The following is a 16,514-nucleotide window of genomic DNA, read 5'->3' as shown; positions in this document are numbered from 1 at the left end:
TCAACCCTGTTCGCATCATTTCACCTCCACAACAGCTCGCCCGAGAATGACGCGGTTCGAGACATCCAGAAAGCGTATCTCGTAGAGACCGGGATCGTCGGGCATCATGATATCCATGAATTTTTCCTCTCCGATGGCAAAGACGGTGATCCAACCGAAATCGGCCTGATCCTTTTCGGCCAGCGAAATCCGCTGGTCGTTGCTGTCGCTGCCGCCCGCCCAGGTCACCGTGATCGTCTTGCCCGGTGCGGCGGTTGCAGGCACCGTCAGTCTTGCGCCCTCATCAAGCGGAGCATCAGCCGCCACGACTTCCAACGGGGTACTGGCAAGCGTCTTACTACCCACATCAAGGATGTAGCGGATTTCGTAGATTCCCGGCGCGGCAGGGGCTTCGAGCCGGGCCTCGCTCCGGTCACCGATGCGTATGTAATTGCCGCGCGTGCCCTCGTTCGCGCCCATTGGCAGGATAGTGATCATGTCGCGTCCGTTAATTGTGGCCGTCCATGAGACATCCACATCGCTTTCGGCGCGTACCGTTCCGGGGCCCGCAATCCCGATCTCGGCCGCGATCACCTCGACCGTTGCCGTGGCCAGCGTCTTACTTCCCACGTCAAGTATATATCGCAGCTCGTAGAGCCCCGGCTCGGCCGGGGCCCTGAGGGTGCCTTCGGTCTTGTTACCGACCCGCTGGTAGTCACCACGAGTGCCCTCGGCGGCACCCATCGGCAGGATCGTGACCATGTCGCGCCCGTCGATCGGCTCGCTCCAGCTGACGTCGAAGGCCGCGCCGGTGGTTACACGCGCGGGGCCGGTCACGCTGACCTCGGCCGCGATCACCTCGACCGGCGCCGTGGCCAGCGTCTTGCTGCCTACGTCGAGGATGTAGCGCAGCTCGTAGAGCCCCGGCTCGGCCGGGGCCTTGAAGCGACCTTCGGTCTTGTCACCGATCCGGTGGTAGTCGCCACGAGCGCCCTCGGCGGCACCCATCGGCAGGATCGTGACCATGTCGCGCCCGTCGATCGGCTCGCTCCAGCTGACCTCGAAGGCCGCGCCGGTGGTCACACGCGCGGGGCCGGTGATGTGCGCCTTCGGCAGTTCTGGCTCCGGTTTCGGCTCGAGAACGTGCGCAGGAACATCCATCGCGGCCTGCACGTGATCTAGGGCGGCGTGCAGCTCGTCGGCATTGCCCGCCGGCACGAAAACACCTCCGGTATTCTTGGCGATGCAGGAGAGACCTGCATGTGCCTCATCTTCCAGATCGAAACCCACCACATGCGCGGTGAAATTCACGCCCTGCCGCTCCAGTTCAGCGGACAGAGCGCAAGGATCGGCGTTGCAGGTTTCCACCCCGTCCGAGATCAGCACCACAGTGGCCGGGTTGTCTCGATACGAGAGAAGTTCGGCCGCCTGCCGCACGGCCCCGGTCAGTGGTGTCTTTCCCACTGGTCGAATCGCGTTGACGGTGCTGATGAAGCTGGCTCTGTCCAGCGGACCGGGCGCAATCAGTGTCTCGATATCGCTACAATCGCCCTGTCGGCGGTGGCCGTAGGCGATTAGGCCGAGATCGGGGCCCGTATCCCAGCCGTTCACCAGATCGGCCATGACATCGCGTGCGATCTCGATCTTCGACGCCCCGTCGATCTGGCCCCACATGGAGCCCGAGGCATCATAGACGATGACCACATCTTCCGCGGCAAGCGCCGTTGCCGCGCAGAGGGCGGCTCCTGAAATTGCCGTAGAGACGACTTTTGATGCAATCAGTTTCATCTCCCGTTTCCCCTTTCGCGTTTCTACGGAAGCCTCTTCATGGGCTATGTGTTAGTGGCTACGGCAGTTCATGCAGCCCCTGCACGGGCGCCCCGATTGCGGCATAGGCTTCTCTTGCCGCTTCGGTGCGTCCCAGTAGCCCCGCGTGTTTTCCCTCGGAGTAATGTGCTCTCTGTGCGAGATTGGTTGTTGCATCCACGAGCATTGCCTGCACGTCGTTTATGCCCTCCTCGTCAATGGCAAGGAACTTGAAGCGGATACGTTGCTTGGCTGACGGGTATTTCGCCTTGGGCGCGCAGATATCTGCCGCATCAGGATCATCAACTTCAACGCGCGTTTCATGTGGGCTATGTGGTTTGACCGGAAGCAGTCGTCCCTCTTCGTCAAGCAGCACGTTAGTCTCCACGATCGTTGTCGTGTCGGGTGGATAAACGCGACAAGTCTTCACGCCAGTCAATTTGATCGGGCAGCCAGGTTCGCCGGGCTGCAGCACACTGACGCCCGTGTCCGTCTGCCGGGTTTTGGCCACGGTGCGCGCCGCCGAGATGTAGTGTTCGGCCTTGGCGGAAGGTATACCCAGCTCCGCGGCAACGATCCCGATCGCCTCTTCGCGCAACGCAGGATCTATGGTCTGCCGGTCATGAATTTCGGTCGTTGGCGCAGGGTCATCGCTACAGCCCGACATGTCGGGCGCCGAGACGTCGCGCGGATCGAGTGCGACCGGAATGGTAAATGCAAAGCCATGCGATTTTCCGGCAACCGAGCCGACCATGATCTTGTGATCGACAACGCGCAGGGTCAATTCGGCCTCGGCGGTGCCGATATCCTGCGCGACATATAGCGTATCGTCCATAATGGACTGCAGAAACAGCATCTGCTTTGCGCCTTGCGACAGGATGAACTGCCGCCCGCATTGGCTGACTTTGACCTCATGCAGCCCTTCGCTTTTCGGCTTACCCATGAAATGACCAAGCCACGCACCACTATACTCATTGTAAAGCGCTGCCGCCTTCGCCCCATTTTCGGGGGCTTCACCGGGCAGCGCGGTGACTGTATCTGCACCGTTGAAGAACTCGTAGGTACCTTCACAAATGATATTGTTCTCGGCGACAGCCATTGATGGGGCACCAGCCACGAGGGCAACTATGGCGCAGTTGAGGTATCTCATGTCATCTTCCAAACGCTTTTTCTAAGCCACTGAGTGCGGTGAATTATCAGGCATCACCTTTCCGCGCGCCCCAAGGGCGCGTTCCTTCAGATTGCGAAACTTGGCCGACATTTGTTCTAGGCGCGCATCCCATTCGGGGTCCGGCTGTTGGCCTTCGATTGTGCGGAAAAATACCTGCATCATGCAGGCGATAGCGAAGGGTTCAAGCAGCGCGGCCTTGACCGCCCAGGCGAAAAGCAGCGCGAAAACCACGCCGCCCGCAGCCCAGGCGCCAGGCATCAGATAGACGACCAGCGCCGCCGGCGCGAGCATGAGCAGGAACACCAGAAACCCCAGACCATAAACGATGATCGCCAGCCAAGCCGCATTCTTCAGCATAGGTTTCCAGTTCTGCCCGTAGAGCACGAGCGCCTCGCGCGCCGTCTCCCAGGCATTGTCCGATCGCGTGCGGATGATGTGGGCGAGAATCACCTCATCGACGAAGCCCACCGCAACGCGCAGGAAGGCCGACAGGATCGCCGCAAGTTGCTGGGCGCCCGTCACCGGCAGCACGGTCAGCAGGCCGCGCGCAAGGCCCGAGATCGCCCGGATCACGCCCTTAACCAACTGATCCATCACGAAGAGCAGGCTGGCCTGCGGAAATCGCTGCCTGACCTCTGCTGCAGCATGGCCGATCTGGCCGCGCCCCTCAGGCAACACTTTGCCGTCAATCATCTCGACCAGCACAGCGATGTGGCCCGCCTTGACGATGTAGAGAATGTATTCGCGCGCCCAGTACATGAGCGCCCCGAAGATGCCGAAGCCTGCGAAACCGCCCCACATCGTGGTCGTGGCGCGAAACTCCTCATCACCGAAACCGCCGATGCCCCAACCGATGCTGGCACCTGTACCCGTGACAAGGATGTAACCCAGCGCGATGCCGAAATACACGGCGATCCGCAGAAGAATGAACGGAAGCGTCCGCCCCATCATCCCCAGCGCACCGCCGATACTGAAATCCCACATTTCAAATCCCTCTTCGAAAAGTCGTCGGCCAACCGGGACTAGGCGTCATGTCTCGCATTTGCTGTTGCCGTATCTCGCCGCACAGGCCCGCGCGGCGCAGGCCGCGATCTGCGCGTCGCGCTGCGTCTTGCGGATATCCACCGTTTCGATCGTCTGGTAGGGCACCGATACCGTCTCCATCACCGGTTGGCAGAGCGTGGTCACGCCAGTCGTTTCGCATTTCGTCTCGCCCGTCGGGCGCCGTTCGCTGCGATACTTCGTGACCGGTTGCTGTCGATGCACGGGCGGGATCTTCAACATCCACTCGGCCTCGCATTGCGTACGCTCGACGCGGTACTCGGGCGTGCCGCACCCTGACAAAACGAGCAGCACCACGCCCAGGGCTGGTGCGACGATCTTTCTTGTTCCAGACAGGCCCATAACTTGCACCTTCACCACCGTTTCCTTGCCTTTGCCGGACATTGCAGCACTTGTCCGGGCGGCGCCCCGTTCGTTTGCACGGGGCGGATCAATTATTTGAAGGCTAAGATATTTACTGGTTAACTCCGCGACGCGGATCTGGATGCGGAAACCGGAGGTCAACATGCGAAGCAGGGCGGCGATATTCCTTGTGACAAGTCTTCTTGCGGCACCACTTGAGGCCGGCGATGCGCCCCCGGTCTTGCGCGTCACCGGCACCATTGCCGGCGGCGTAGTGGAATTTGATCTCGAAACACTGCGGGATTTGCCGCAGACGACACTCGAAACCTCGACAGTCGTGACAGACGGAAGGCATCGCTTCACCGGTTTCTTGATGCGCGACCTGCTTCACAAGGTAGAGGCGCGGGGCGATACCGTCACGGCGACGGCTCTCAACGATTACGTCGTGGAGATTCCCGTGTCGGATTTCCGCGACTATGATGTGATCGTAGCCTATGCCATGGACGGCAAGCAGCTCGAGCGGGCAGACAAAGGTCCTCTCTGGATTGTCTATCCGCGCGATGATCATTCAGAATTGCAAGACATCCGCTTTGATTATCGGTGGGTCTGGCACCTTTCCGGACTCGACATCCGATGAAGCGTCCCGGCGGTTCTGTTCTCTGGCTGGCGCTGCCCATCGTAGCCGTGGTTGTCTTCACGCTGCTGTTGACGGTTTCGCTGCAGCGGATGATCCGGATCGAGGCTGACATGCGTGTGGAGGCCGAACAGAACATGCTTTGGGTCATGCACGAAAGCGAGGCGGCGGCCCGGCGCCTACGCGAAGCCGCCCTTCTGGCAGAACTGGACAGGGCACAGGAAGCCGACATCGCCCTGCGTCTTGACATCTTGCGAAGCCGGGTCGCGCTGTTGAACGAAGGCCCCCAGCGCCGTTTTGTTGAACGTATCGGCTTGGGTGAGGATCTGGACCAGTTGACCACGCGACTCGAAACAGTCGCGCCGCAGCAGATGACACCGGCCCAGTTGCAAGCGTCGCTAGCTCTCTTTCCACCGTTTTTCGCAAGGGCAGCCAACAAGACGATGATTGCAGAATGGGATGAGCTCGGCGAGCGGCTTGAAAGTTATCGCGGGCAGTTGCAGAAGACCATCGTCGCACTGATCGGGGTCATGGCCGCGGGTGCGGTGCTGACAGCGGCGCTTGTGCTCGCCTTACGCAATTCGCGCCAGCACAATCGCATGCTGCGGCGCGCACGCGATTTCTCGGGGCTGTTGATCGCGTCGAGCGGCGAAGGCATCGCGGCAGTCGATGCGACCGGGCAGTGCACGCTGTGGAACGACGCGATGGCCGATCTGGTGGGTCAGCCGGCGCAGCAAGCGGTAGGGCGTTCTCTGTCCGATGTGGCGGGCTTCTTCGCCATCGCCGCCGTCCGCGACAGGCTGGCCGATGCGCTCGCGGGAGAGCCGGGACAACTGCTGCTGCGCCCCCTGTTCCGCGACGCCGGAGAGGTACCGATCCATGTCGATCTGCGCGCCTTCCCAATGCGCGACGAGACCGGCATCGTCGGCGCGATTCTGTTCATGCAAGACGCCAGCGACCGGCACGCAGCCGAGCGCCGAGACGCCGAGTTGCGCGAGCGGCTGGAACAACTGGTCGTCGAGCGCACGCGCGAACTGGATGACGCTCTGCGCCGAGAACGATCAGCGGCCGATCTCTATCGGAACTTCGCCGCAATGATCTCGCATCAGTTCCGCACGCCGCTTGCGATTGCCGATTCCGCGCTGCAACGGTTGATCCGGCGCGGCAATCGTGCGGATGCTAACGAGATGGCGGAACGCGCCACCCGCGCGCGCAGTGCCATTGCGGGGCTGACGCGTCTGGTCGAGAGCACGCTCGACGCCGCGCGAATCGAGGCCGGCGAGGTCGGCGCCCGTCGCGAGCGCTGCGATCTCGTGCCGATCCTCGCCGACGTCTGCGAACAGCAGCGCGCGGCCACCCCGGATGCGCGCATCCGCGTGATCGTGCGCGAGTACGCGCCCGCCCTCTGCGATCCGGCTTATGCCGAACAGGTGCTGAAGAACCTGGTCTCGAATGCCGTGACCTATGCGCCCGGCGGCTCGGAAGTCTCGGTCACGCTCGACCTAGATTGTCAGGGCTTGCACTGCGAGGTCACGAACGGAGGCGCACCCATCCCGCTTTCGGATCGGGCGCGTCTTTTCGAGCGCAATTTCCGCGGTGCCAACAGCACCGCCGCGCCTGGCACCGGCGTGGGGCTGTTCATCGCGCGTACGCTGGCACGGATGCAGGGGGGCGACCTTGTGCTGCTGCCGGGCGACGGCGAAACGGTCTTCCGCCTGACGCTGCCGCAAGCCGAAGGCACCGCACCATGACCGCCCCAGCCCTGATTCTTGTGGTCGAGGACGAGGCCGCTCTGCGTTCCGATATCGTCGAGGAACTGCAGGAGGCCGGCTATCGTACCCTTGCCGCCCCGGACGGCGCAGCGGCGCTGGCACTGCTTGTAGATGCGGCACCCGATCTGGTGCTCTGCGACATCACCATGCCGGAACTCGACGGCTACGGGTTGCTCTCGGCGCTGCGCGCGGACTGGCCAGAGCTTGCCGCAACACCGTTCGTCTTTCTCACAGCGCTTTCCGAGCCCCGCGACATGGTCGAAGGCAAGCTCATGGGCGCCGACGACTACCTTGTGAAGCCGGTGGACTATGATCTAATGCTGGCCACGGTCGCCGCCCGACTGCGCCAGGTCGCGCGCATACGCGAAAGCGACGGCGGCGAGATCGCCCGCCTGCGGGAGGCGCTTTTCGGTCTGTCGCAGGACGGCGCCGAGCGCGCGCTCGACCTGATTGCGCTCGGAGTAGTGCTGCTGGACGGCGGCGGCCGCGTGCTTCATGTCAACTACACGGCGCGCAGCATGGCCGACGCGCGCGAATTCGTGACCTTGCGTCAGGGTACCGTCAGAGCTACCATCGCCCCCGGCGACGGCGCACTACGCGACGCAATATCCGAAGCGCTGGACGCAGCCCGCGCTGGCTCAGGAAAGATAACCGGGGTGATGCTGGAGCGCGCCACCGATGCGCTAACGGTCTCGGCGCTGGTCTGCGCCCTGCCTGAGACCTGCGGAACGTCCGAAACCCTGCCCCATGTCGCCGTATTCCTGTCGCCCCCTGCCCAAGAACGGCGGGTCTCGGCGCCGTTGCTGGCCGATCTTTTCGGGCTGACGCCCACCGAAACCCGTGTCGCCGCCGCCCTTGCGGCCGGTGCCCGCCCAGCGGATGCCGCGGCCGAATTAGGCGTATCCCAAACCACCATCGCCTTTCACACGCGCAACCTTTTCCAGAAAACGGGCACCAACCGGCAGACCGATCTCGTCGCCCTGATCCTCGTCGGCCCGATGATGATCGAGCCAGTGTAGGTTCACCTCCGTCCTCGCTGCAACCATCCCAGCGGGCGTAGTTCGTGACCGCGATGCCGTCGAGCATCACTGCGAAGAACACCCAGCGGAGCCCATCGAGATACGGCGCGAGCCGCGGGATGGCGGAATGGGCCCCCGCCAAGACTTCCTGCGCAATCCCGCCCTTCCGCGCCCAGACGGCAAGCGCCTTCACGCCCGCCCGGTCATTGCTGAACTGCCGGTGCTCGTCATTGGCAAGCCAATAGACATCCAGCCGGCTTTTGGAAATATCCAGTCCAATGGTATCGTTCATCGTCTTTTCCTCACCTTGTCTTGTCATGCGGGCCCTTCGCTGAAAACGAGGCCCAAGTATCCGTTCAGGTCAGTAGAAAAGACGGGGGCGACCCTACTCATAGACGGTCCGGAATGACCAAGAGGGGAACGGTCCGACCCCCGCCACCGCCCGGCATAAATGCCGTGCCGGACGGTGGCTCCCTTTTGCATCGAGAGCCACCAAAAGCCATAAGACAAGAGGGGCGATCCGAGTGATGAACCAATCCGCTTTTCTGGATGGGCCGTCGATCGTGCAGGGCCTGTTCAAGGGCATCGAGAACAAAGTCCGTTTTGGCCGACCGCGAGAGCCGCCAGCCCACGATGCGGTCGGCAAACGTGTCGATGACAAAAGCCACATAAATGAAGCCCTGCCACGTGGACACATAGGTAGCAGAGCATGACCCCAAGGGCTCCGCGCAAAGCTGGAGGGAACTTGGGGCTCAGGTCAACCCCACGAGCGCTTCCAGCACTGCAAGCGTCTCACGTGGTGATGCCGTCTGGTGAGAACGGCATCCACCCCATCTCCGTCACGCGATATGCTGTCGCAGACAATCTCGTTGACTCGTGGTTCGCTGGCTAATAGCCATGTCCCAATCCGTTGGGGTGCCGTCATGGCTGAGAGGCGAAAGCCGACCCATCGAACCTGATCCGGGTCATACCGGCGTAGGGAACGGAACACAGGCTTGGCACACGCCACTGAAGCTTTTCTGTACCCTCCACGTAAATGGCCTTTTTGTGAATGGGGGCGCATATGGCGTTTCAAGCGTTGACCGTAGCGAGCTCAGACAGCGGTGGCGGGGCCGGGATTCAGGCCGATCTCAAGACCTTCAGCGCCCTGGGTGTTTACCGGGCAAGGGTGCTCACCGCGATCACGGCACAGAACTCCCGCGCGGTCACAGCCGTGGAGCCGGTCACAGCTATCAGCAAGCGGCAATCGCCGCCGCTGACAGCCTGAACATCGGTGCCGGGCATGATCCAGTCCATCACTTCCATGCGGTCTGGCGCGATGCCTGATGTTACGATCATCGGCGCGGGTGTCGCGGGGCTCTGGGCGGCGCGATCCTGCCTTGCGCGCGGCCTGCGCCCTCGGCTGATCGACCAGACAGGCGTGCCCGGCGCGCATGGTTGTTCCTGGTGGGCGGGGGGTATGTTGGCGCCCGAATGCGAAGGCGCCCTGGCCGAGCCATTGATCGTGGCGCATGGGCGCAAGGCGGCGGCACTCTGGAGGCAGGTGACGGAACTTCGCGAACAGGGCACACTTGTTCTGGCGCCCGAACGCGACAGGGCCGAACTGGACCGATTTGCCGCGCGCACCGAGGGGCATTTGACATGCGACTCGGATGCTATCGCGGCGCTTGAATCCGATCTGGCCGGACGACATCGGCGCGGGCTTTACTTTGCCGATGAAACGCATCTCGATCCGCGGCAGGCTTTGATCGATCTGGTGGACGCGATCGCCACCTCGGGCGTCACGATTGAAACCGGCAGGGCCGAGCCGAGCGGGCTGGATGGCCCGGTGATCGACTGCCGCGGGCTGGCCGCGCGGTGCGATCTGGCGGGGTTGCGCGGTGTGCGCGGCGAAATGATTGTGCTGCGCACGGATGAAATCACGCTGACACGCCCCATCCGGTTGCTGCATCCGCGCCATCCGCTTTATGTCGTGCCGCGCGCGGGCGGTCGGTTCATGCTGGGCGCGACCCAGATTGAAACCGCGGCACGCGGCGGCGTGACCGCACGCTCGGCGCTGGAATTGCTTTCGGCGGCCTATGCGCTCGACCCGCGTTTCGCGGAGGCCGAGATTCTCGAAATGGGCGCAGACCTGCGCCCCGCCTTTGCCGACAATGTACCGCGGGTGGTCCAGCGCGGGCGCATCCTGCATCTCAACGGTTTGTTTCGGCACGGTTTTCTAATGGCCCCAGCGCTGGCCGAACAGGCGGCCGAATTTCTTTCCACAGGCAGAACGGGGGATCTTTTCCATGAAGATTGAAGTGAATGGTGAGCAGCGCGACATCGCCGCCACGGATCTGACCAAAGCGCTGGCCGAACTGGGCTGGAGTGAAGTGCGCGTTGCCACAGCGCTGAACGGCACCTTTGTGCCTGCGGCGGCGCGGTGCGACACGCCCCTTGCACCTGGCGACAGACTCGAGGTTCTAACCGCGATGCAGGGGGGCTGAGCGATGCGCGATTTCTATGGCGTGACGCTGCAGACGCCGATGATGCTGGGAACGGCGCGTTACCCCTCGCCGGCAACGATGGAGGCGGCCTTTCGCAGCAGCGGCGCATCGGTCGCCACGGTGTCCTTGCGCCGTGAACAAGGCGCGGGCCAGGCCTTCTGGGACATGGTGCGCGGGCTTGGCGTGCATCTGCTGCCCAACACCGCCGGCTGCCATTCCGCGCGCGAGGCAATCACGACTGCGCAGATGGCGCGCGAGTATTTCCGGACCGACTGGATCAAGCTGGAGGTGATCGGCCATGCCGACACGCTGCAACCTGATCCCTTCGGCCTGCTGGAGGCGGCAGAGGCGCTGTGTGCCGACGGGTTCAAGGTGTTCCCTTACACCACCGAGGACCAGGTGCTGGCCGCACGGCTGGTCGAGGCCGGCTGCCGCGTGCTCATGCCTTGGGGCGCTCCCATCGGGTCGGGCATGGGGCTGAACAACATCCATGGCTTGCGCACCCTGCGCGCAGCCTTTCCCGATGTGGCCATGGTGATCGACGCGGGTCTTGGCCTGCCCAGCCACGCCGCCCAGGCGATGGAAATGGGGTTTGACGCAGTCTTGCTGAACACCGCCGTGGCCGAGGCGGACGACCCCGCCGCCATGGCGCGTGCCTTTGCACTGGGCGCGCAGGCAGGCGCCTTGGCGGCCGCATCCGGCCCGATGGGGGTGCGCGACATGGCCGCCCCCTCGACGCCCCTGATCGGGAAGGCATGGCTATGACGCTGCCGCGCTTTTATCCGATCTTCGACAGCGCCGATTGGGTGGCGCGCGCAGTGCCCCTTGGCGTGAGGCTCGTGCAATTGCGGATCAAGGACCGGCCAGAGCAGACCCTGCGCACCGAAATATCCACGGCGCTGGGCCTCTGCCGCAGTTACGGCGCCGCGCTCGTCGTCAACGATCAATGGCAATTGGCGATCGATCTGGGGGCGGAATGGCTGCATCTGGGCCAGGAGGATCTGGATGTTGCCGATATTCCCGCGATCCGGCGCGCGGGGCTGAAGCTGGGTGTTTCGACCCATGACCGCTCAGAACTGGACCGCGCATTGGCGCTGGCTCCGGACTACATCGCCCTTGGACCGATCTATCCGACCATCCTGAAAAAGATGAAATGGACCGAGCAGGGGCTTGACCGGCTGACGGAGTGGAAGGGCGTGATCGGGGATATCCCGCTGTGCGCTATTGGCGGCATGACCATCACGCGTGCGCCGGGGGCTTTTGCGGCGGGGGCCGATATGGTGGCGGCCGTCACCGACATCACACTTAACGCCGATCCTGAGGTCCGCCTAGGCGATTGGCTGAAGGTGACCGCATGAGCCGCTATGCCCGCCAGATCACCCTGCGCCAGGTCGGCGATGCCGGGCAGGCACGGCTTCGCACGGCGCATGTTCTGGTGGTGGGCGCCGGGGCCCTGGGTGTGCCGGTACTGCAATACCTTGCGGGCGCAGGCGTGGGCGTGATCACCCTGATCGACGGCGACACGGTGGCCGAAAGCAATCTACACCGCCAGCCGCTTTACGGCATGAAGGATATCGGACGCCCCAAGGTACAGGCCGCCGCAGAGGCCGTGGCCGCGCTGAACCCCGAGGTGTCGGTGATCGCGCAGTGCGCATGGCTGACCCCCGCCAAAGCACCTGACCTGGTGGAGCAGGCGGATGTCGTGCTGGATTGCGCCGATACCTTCGCAGTCAGCTTCACCCTGTCAGATATCGCTCTTGCTACAAAAAAGCCGCTGGTGTCCGCTTCTGCACTGGGGTTCTCGGGCTATGTCGGCGGCTTCTGCGCCACGGCGCCATCCCTGCGGGCGGTGTTTCCCGATCTTCCGCAAAGCGCCGCGACCTGCGCCACCGCCGGTGTGCTCGGCCCGGTGGTGGCGACAATGGGGGCCGTGCAGGCGCAGATGGCGTTGGCGGTCCTGCTAGAGATGGCCCCCTCGCCCCTGGGTCAAATGATGGCCTGGGATGCCGCAAACTGGCGCATGTCCGGCTTTCGCTTCGACGCAGCACCCGAACCGGCCTCACCCGCCCGCTTTATCGCCGCCAGCCAGATCGCGCCCAGCGATCTCGTAATCGACCTGCGCTCTGAGGCCCCGGCCCCGTTTCGGGCCTCCGCACTGCATCTGTCGTCCGATGCCCTTCCCGAGTTGTCACTGCCCCTTGACGGCGCACGCGTCGTATTGGCCTGCCGAACCGGTCTGCGCGCCCATCACGCCGCCACCGCCCTGCGAAGTCGCTGGGACGGTGACATCGCGCTTGTCGCGCTCCCCGACTGTTGAACCCGATCAGACACGGAAGGCCGTCACCTGGCGCAGATAGACTTCTTCTGCCGCGAGGAAGACACTAGGCGGGCGCACCTGCCCCGCCAGCATCGGGGTCGGATCTTCCCAGAACTGAAGGTCGTGAGCTCGCGAATTGGCCAAGACCATATTCAAGGCATTTCCGTCGCGCCACCCGCTTCGGCCCATTCGCTGCACATAGTAAGCCTCCTCAGGAGGAACCGACCCCAAAAGCAAGGTCGACAGGTCCCCATTGTCGATCCCCATTTGAAGCGTCGGCGAAGCGGAGATCAGATTCGGCGCCCACCGGGCTTCGCCCTTGATGAACCCAGACTCAACACGCAGTCGCTCATCGGTTTCGAGGATTCCAGTATGTTCACGCGCGACCGCCCGGTGGTTCCGATCAGATTGAAGGGATCGGTGCAACGCCAAGTGTGGTGGCACACCTGACAGCAAGAAATGTCCAGTACATGCGATCTTAGTGCAGAGTGATCCCGCCGCGATCTCCTCGTTTTCTGCGAGTGCCATCTCCTGCCCGCCGCAGCGGTCACAAGTGGCAGAGGTCGTGCTCGGTTCAACAGCCCCAAAGCCCACTGCGAAGGCGAAGGCGAAGGCTAACGAGGTGTTAGCGATGCATGCCGAGGGCGTGGGAGCCACAGAAATTGCCAAGCGGCTGAGTATTGGCAGGGCAAGTGTCTATCGCATCCTTGGGGAGGAGAAAGCCGTATGAGTGCACGCGTCTGTTCATTTGCTGGATGTACATGGGTGTGATGGGATGGCTGTCCAGTCTTCATCGGCATCATTGCTGCTTACGATTGCAGCGTCGTAGATGATTGTGGATTGCGTCTACCGCTCAAATACAAAATCTGAGACTGAATGCGCTTTTGTATGGGGGCAGTGTGTGGGGTAAACGTGTGGGGTATGAAATCTGGCATCGCGATTAAGTCGCTGATTTATAAAAATAAATACGCCATATCTGAATGTGGCGGAGACGATGGGATTCGAACCCACGAGACCCTTCCGGGCCTACTCCCTTAGCAGGGGAGCGCCTTCGACCACTCGGCCACGTCTCCACCGACGCGTATAGCCAAGGAAACATGGGGGTTACAAGGCGATTCTGCCCTTTTCTGAAAAAACCTCCCTACCCCCCAAAGGCGTCTCAGAAGCTACTGAAATGCGCTGGGTTTAGGCAAGATGCGGGCAATTTCCCCTACAGCAAAAGCGACTTCGGAAGCGTTAGCTGACCGTTTTCTGCAGCGACAACTTCTCCTTGGCACCCAAGTGGCCAGCAAGGCCCGTCATGCGTACCGTAGCGCTGGTCGGTCGTCATTTCCGACCGACGCAAGGCGAACCAAAGTTCTCCACATGTTGAACGCACGCAAGAAGACAGGCTGTGGCTGAGCCGCTATGGATGAGGTCGAAACGTTCCTGAGTGTGAAGGGAGCCCCTCCATCACCACGGCCGCCAGCGGCACCTCGATCTGGTCACCCAACCCCGTCAACTGGCGTGATTGCAGCGTAAGGACCGTGGCCGAGGCCGCGATCTGGGAGACATAGGCCGATGACAGCGGCAGCTGCAAAAACGAGGGGTTCAGCCCCATGTCGGTGAACACGCCCGAACTGGCTGCGATCACGCTTTAAAGGCGCGCAATTCGCGGTACTCGGCATCGTTCGAGGCAAATCCCGGCAGGGAAACGGTTACCAACTCGGGCCGCTCCTCGCGCATCGCGGCAAAATCAATGCCAAAAGCAGCCAGCTTTCCGGGGCGGAAATTCTCGACGATGATATCAGCTTCGGGGCATAGCGCGCGGGCGTACGTCAGCCCTTCGTCCGAGTTCAGGTCAAGGTTCACGATCAGCTTGTTGCGCACCAACGTGGTATTGGCCGGACTGTCCCACATCGGCCCATCGGGCGGATCAATGTACGCGACTGTAGCCCCCAGATCACCCAGCAACATCGCAACGGCAGGCCCGGCGATGTATTCCCGCGAAATCGATCACTTTGACCCCGGTCAGGGGAAGTTCGGAGAATGAGTTGCGCTTGTTTCCTCCGATTGGCAAAGGCGCCGACCTACTGGCCTGCAAGGATCCAGCGGGCCGCCTTTTCCGCGATCATCAGTGTCGGGGAATTGGTGTTGCCGCTGGTGATTTCAGGCATGACAGACGCATCAACGACACGCAGCCCCGACACCCCTTTGAGCCGCAAATGCGGGTCGAGCACGGCGGTGTCATCCTCTGCCCGGCCCATCTTGACCGTGCCAACCGGGTGAAAGATCGTGTTGGCGATGTCCCCGGCCAACTTGGCAAGTTCCTCGTCGGTTTGAAACTGCGGGCCGGGCTTGTATTCTTCGGGCTGGTAAGGCTGCATCGCGGGCTTCGACATGATTTCGCGCACTTGTCGCAGACTGTCGGCCGCGATCTTGCGGTCATCTTCTGTGGCCAGATAATTGGGCGAGATCATCGGCGCATCGCGGAAATTTCCCGAGCGGATGCGCACATGACCACGGCTAGTGGGGTTGAGGTTGCAAACGCTGACCGTGATCGCCGGGAAATCGTGCAGATCCTCGCCAAAGGCTTCGAGGCTGAGGGGCTGCACATGGTATTCCAGATTGGCATGAGACCGGGACGGATCAGAGCGGGTGAAGGCTCCAAGCTGGCTGGGTGACATGCTCATCGGCCCTGATCGTTTCAGCAGGTATTCCGCACCGATCATCGCCTTGCCCAGCAAGTTGCCGGTAAGGGAATTGAGCGTGCGCGTGCCCTTGACCTTGTAGACCGCGCGAATTTGCAAATGGTCCTGAAGGTTTTCGCCCACCGGCGCATCGCGCAGCACCTCGATCCCGTGCCGTTGCAACAGCGCCGCGGGGCCAATCCCCGACAATTGCAGGATTTGCGGCGAATTGATCGCCCCCGCCGACAGAACCGTCTCGCGGCGCGCCGTCACTGTCACCGACTGACCCTTGCAGTTAACCAGAGCTCCACGACAGCGCAGCGCTCCGCTCTCGTCTGTCTCAAGGGTCAGTTTCTCAACCTGGGCCTCGGTCCAGATCGTCAGGTTGGGGCGTGACTTGGCCGGGCGCAGAAAGGCCTTTGACGTGCTCCAGCGCCAGCCCGAGCGCTGATTGACATCGAAATAGCCAACGCCAGCATTGTCGCCACTGTTGAAATCATCCGTTTTCTCGATCCCGGCCTGCGTCGCGGCATCGACAAAGCTATCAAGCACGTCCCACCGCAGCCGCTGCTTTTCCACCCGCCATTCGCCACCATGGCCGTGCAGGTCAGAAAATCGGCTATTGTCGCCGGTCTTGGGGTTGGCCCCGCCATCCAGCTTGTGATGGTCCTCATGGGCCATGAAGTCCCGAAGGGAGTTGCCCCAGTTCCAGGCTTCCTCACCGCTGAGCTTTGCCCAGTTGTCATAATCACGCGCCTGGCCGCGCATGTAGATCATGCCATTGATCGACGAACATCCGCCCAGTGTCTTGCCACGCGGATAACGCAGGGTCCGGCCATTCAGGCCCTTGTCGGCCTCGGTGTTATACATCCAGTCGGTGCGGGGATTGCCGATGCAATACAGATAGCCAACCGGAATGTGGATCCACGGGTAGCTGTCGGTCTTACCTGCCTCCAGAAGCAGCACCCGATTGCCGGGATCGGCGCTCAATCGGTTGGCAAGCAAACAGCCCGCTGAGCCACCGCCTATAACGATGAAATCGAAATCTGTCTTGTCCACTGACATCCTGGCCCACCCCCCTGCTTGTTCAACGGCGCTGGAGAAGTCATCAGCCCCGCGCCCTCCCAGGCCCCCGGACCGAGGCGAGATGTCAGCGGTGCGATACGCTCCTCCCTGCGCAGCGACTCCCAGAGGTGTAGAAGGTCAGAGAGCGTATTCCAAATGACATAATTTTCAGCCTGATATTAGATCTGGTAA

General features: G+C 62.4%; 19 protein-coding genes, 1 tRNA gene, 2 pseudogenes and 1 riboswitch. Of the genes and pseudogenes, 11 read left to right on the top strand and 11 right to left on the bottom strand.

What is annotated here, in order from left to right:
* Positions 1-15: 15 nt before the first annotated feature.
* The 4 genes from O3306_RS19355 to O3306_RS19340 are packed head-to-tail and all read right to left on the bottom strand — an operon-like array spanning position 16 to position 4,375.
* Positions 16-1,767 (bottom strand): VWA domain-containing protein, encoded by a 1,752-nt coding sequence (locus O3306_RS19355; protein WP_272010380.1) that lies wholly within the window; start codon positions 1,765-1,767, stop codon positions 16-18.
* Positions 1,768-1,825: 58 nt separating this feature from the next.
* Positions 1,826-2,935, bottom strand: a complete 1,110-nt coding sequence (locus O3306_RS19350) for a hypothetical protein (protein ID WP_272010378.1) — start codon at positions 2,933-2,935, stop codon at positions 1,826-1,828.
* 21 nt (positions 2,936-2,956) lie between these two features.
* Positions 2,957-3,940 carry a hypothetical protein gene (locus O3306_RS19345; RefSeq protein WP_272010376.1) on the bottom strand — a complete coding sequence of 328 codons (984 nt, stop codon included), beginning with the start codon at positions 3,938-3,940 and terminating at the stop codon, positions 2,957-2,959.
* Positions 3,941-3,985: 45 nt separating this feature from the next.
* Complete coding sequence (locus O3306_RS19340) at positions 3,986-4,375, bottom strand: hypothetical protein (RefSeq protein WP_272010374.1); 390 nt, start codon at positions 4,373-4,375, stop codon at positions 3,986-3,988.
* A 127-nt stretch (positions 4,376-4,502) separates the two neighbouring features.
* Here O3306_RS19340 and O3306_RS19335 point away from each other — a divergent pair, with 127 nt between their 5' ends.
* The 4 genes from O3306_RS19335 to O3306_RS19320 all read left to right on the top strand — a co-directional run bounded on the left by O3306_RS19335 (position 4,503) and on the right by O3306_RS19320 (position 8,194).
* Positions 4,503-4,997, top strand: coding sequence for a molybdopterin-dependent oxidoreductase (locus O3306_RS19335; RefSeq protein ID WP_272010372.1), 495 nt, complete (start codon positions 4,503-4,505; stop codon positions 4,995-4,997).
* Positions 4,994-6,745, top strand: coding sequence for a sensor histidine kinase (locus O3306_RS19330; protein WP_272010370.1), 1,752 nt, complete (start codon positions 4,994-4,996; stop codon positions 6,743-6,745). The genes O3306_RS19335 and O3306_RS19330 overlap by 4 nt, the downstream gene beginning before the upstream one ends.
* Positions 6,742-7,785, top strand: a complete 1,044-nt coding sequence (locus tag O3306_RS19325) for a response regulator (RefSeq protein WP_272010368.1) — start codon at positions 6,742-6,744, stop codon at positions 7,783-7,785. The genes O3306_RS19330 and O3306_RS19325 overlap by 4 nt, the downstream gene beginning before the upstream one ends.
* A gap of 127 nt (positions 7,786-7,912) precedes the next feature.
* A complete protein-coding gene (locus tag O3306_RS19320; protein WP_272010366.1) occupies positions 7,913-8,194 on the top strand; it encodes a hypothetical protein in 282 nt (93 codons plus the stop codon).
* Positions 8,195-8,300: 106 nt separating this feature from the next.
* On the opposite strand, the pseudogene O3306_RS19315 reads toward O3306_RS19320, so the two are convergent.
* Positions 8,301-8,486, bottom strand: a pseudogene (locus O3306_RS19315) (DDE-type integrase/transposase/recombinase); the annotation flags it as partial.
* A 200-nt stretch (positions 8,487-8,686) separates the two neighbouring features.
* Positions 8,687-8,784, top strand: a riboswitch (TPP riboswitch).
* Positions 8,785-8,848: 64 nt separating this feature from the next.
* Here O3306_RS19315 and O3306_RS19310 point away from each other — a divergent pair.
* A pseudogene (locus O3306_RS19310) lies at positions 8,849-9,010 on the top strand (bifunctional hydroxymethylpyrimidine kinase/phosphomethylpyrimidine kinase); the annotation flags it as partial.
* Here the strand turns inward: O3306_RS19310 and O3306_RS19305 are convergent.
* Positions 8,941-9,123 (bottom strand): hypothetical protein, encoded by a 183-nt coding sequence (locus O3306_RS19305; protein WP_272010405.1) that lies wholly within the window; start codon positions 9,121-9,123, stop codon positions 8,941-8,943. The pseudogene O3306_RS19310 and the gene O3306_RS19305 overlap by 70 nt on opposite strands.
* Here O3306_RS19305 and O3306_RS19300 point away from each other — a divergent pair.
* From O3306_RS19300 to O3306_RS19280, 5 genes are read left to right on the top strand one after another with little or no spacing between them, the layout of a single operon-like run.
* Complete coding sequence (locus O3306_RS19300) at positions 9,104-10,084, top strand: FAD-dependent oxidoreductase (RefSeq protein WP_272010403.1); 981 nt, start codon at positions 9,104-9,106, stop codon at positions 10,082-10,084. The genes O3306_RS19305 and O3306_RS19300 overlap by 20 nt on opposite strands.
* On the top strand, positions 10,074-10,271 hold the full coding sequence (gene thiS, locus O3306_RS19295; protein ID WP_272010364.1) for a sulfur carrier protein ThiS: 198 nt from the start codon (positions 10,074-10,076) through the stop codon (positions 10,269-10,271). The genes O3306_RS19300 and thiS overlap by 11 nt, the downstream gene beginning before the upstream one ends.
* Positions 10,272-10,274: 3 nt before the next feature.
* Entirely contained in the window at positions 10,275-11,036 is a 762-nt protein-coding gene (locus O3306_RS19290; RefSeq protein WP_272010362.1) for a thiazole synthase, read from the top strand.
* Complete coding sequence (locus O3306_RS19285) at positions 11,033-11,629, top strand: thiamine phosphate synthase (RefSeq protein ID WP_272010360.1); 597 nt, start codon at positions 11,033-11,035, stop codon at positions 11,627-11,629. Before O3306_RS19290 ends, O3306_RS19285 begins: the two co-directional genes overlap by 4 nt.
* Positions 11,626-12,588 (top strand): HesA/MoeB/ThiF family protein, encoded by a 963-nt coding sequence (locus O3306_RS19280; RefSeq protein WP_272010359.1) that lies wholly within the window; start codon positions 11,626-11,628, stop codon positions 12,586-12,588. Before O3306_RS19285 ends, O3306_RS19280 begins: the two co-directional genes overlap by 4 nt.
* Positions 12,589-12,594: 6 nt before the next feature.
* Here O3306_RS19280 and O3306_RS19275 read toward each other — a convergent pair whose 3' ends face one another.
* Positions 12,595-13,116: a hypothetical protein gene (locus O3306_RS19275; RefSeq protein WP_272010357.1), complete on the bottom strand. Its 522-nt coding sequence runs from the start codon at positions 13,114-13,116 to the stop codon at positions 12,595-12,597.
* Between O3306_RS19275 and O3306_RS22490 the strand changes: the two genes are divergently transcribed.
* Complete coding sequence (locus O3306_RS22490; RefSeq protein WP_442970025.1) at positions 13,070-13,318, top strand: helix-turn-helix domain-containing protein; 249 nt, start codon at positions 13,070-13,072, stop codon at positions 13,316-13,318. The genes O3306_RS19275 and O3306_RS22490 overlap by 47 nt on opposite strands.
* A 253-nt stretch (positions 13,319-13,571) precedes the next feature.
* Here the strand turns inward: O3306_RS22490 and O3306_RS19265 are convergent.
* From O3306_RS19265 to O3306_RS19250, 4 genes are all read right to left on the bottom strand, one after another.
* Positions 13,572-13,661, bottom strand: a tRNA-Ser gene (locus tag O3306_RS19265).
* A 332-nt stretch (positions 13,662-13,993) separates the two neighbouring features.
* Positions 13,994-14,221 carry a hypothetical protein gene (locus O3306_RS19260; RefSeq protein WP_272010355.1) on the bottom strand — a complete coding sequence of 76 codons (228 nt, stop codon included), beginning with the start codon at positions 14,219-14,221 and terminating at the stop codon, positions 13,994-13,996.
* Positions 14,218-14,544 carry a CoA transferase gene (locus O3306_RS19255; protein ID WP_272010353.1) on the bottom strand — a complete coding sequence of 109 codons (327 nt, stop codon included), beginning with the start codon at positions 14,542-14,544 and terminating at the stop codon, positions 14,218-14,220. Before O3306_RS19255 ends, O3306_RS19260 begins: the two co-directional genes overlap by 4 nt.
* 113 nt (positions 14,545-14,657) lie before the next feature.
* The gene (locus tag O3306_RS19250) at positions 14,658-16,322 is read right to left on the bottom strand and encodes a GMC family oxidoreductase (protein WP_272010351.1); all 1,665 of its coding nucleotides are present in this window, start codon (positions 16,320-16,322) and stop codon (positions 14,658-14,660) included.
* Positions 16,323-16,514: the final 192 nt, after the last annotated feature.

Source organism: Roseovarius sp. ZX-A-9, assembly GCF_028369135.1.
In the GTDB taxonomy this organism is placed as follows: domain Bacteria; phylum Pseudomonadota; class Alphaproteobacteria; order Rhodobacterales; family Rhodobacteraceae; genus Roseovarius.
This window is presented reverse-complemented; position numbering and strand designations above follow the sequence as displayed.